Annotated in this window: 1 protein-coding gene; it reads left to right on the top strand. The window is 45.5% G+C overall.

Going from position 1 to position 635, the window contains the following annotated elements; genetic code table 11:
• Positions 1–635 (top strand): LamG domain-containing protein (locus tag HC176_RS15710; protein ID WP_167919930.1); only part of this gene is annotated, 635 nt, incomplete at both ends.

Genomic DNA, 635 nt, shown 5'->3' with positions numbered 1-635 from the left:
GCCGACGGCGATTTGTTCACTGGCGGTGATTTGGACTACCGCGACCTTTTCGATGTGAACCCGCCGTCGTCTGCGACGATCGATTTCGACGGAGTTGACGATTACCTGGACAGCGACCTGGACCTTGGTGGCTATACTGCGGCCACGGTAATGGCTTGGATAAAATTGGACGAGAATTTTCTAAATTCATCTTATGTGCTAAATTTTGGCAACCTGCACATCCAAACGCACAGTTCAAGTCAGGTTTGGTTCAAGGTTAACGATGTGGCAATAACCCCAGCATCAAAAATCGATAAAGATGTTTGGACGCATGTAGCGTTGATATTTGATAGTACGTCACCCTCGGCAAGGCTAAAGGCTTACATTAATGGGGAGCTTCATGGCTCGAGCAACGATGCTTCTTTATCTGGTGCGATTTACACTTCTCCAGATTATTTTACCATTGGGGCCAGGGCACTCGACCATAATATGCTCTTTAATGGAAGTATTGATGAAGTGCGCGTGTTCGATGAGGCGTTAACCGAAGATCAAATGCGAAAGATTATTTACCAAGAAATAAATAATAGTTCAGGAAATGTGTACGGAAGTGTAATTCCTAAGTCCATATCCGATTCGGCCACATCAGCGGTAATCCC

The sequence above is a fragment of the Tamlana crocina genome, assembly GCF_012037625.1.
Note: the sequence above shows the minus strand (reverse complement) of the source record. Positions and strands in the feature narration are given on the sequence as shown.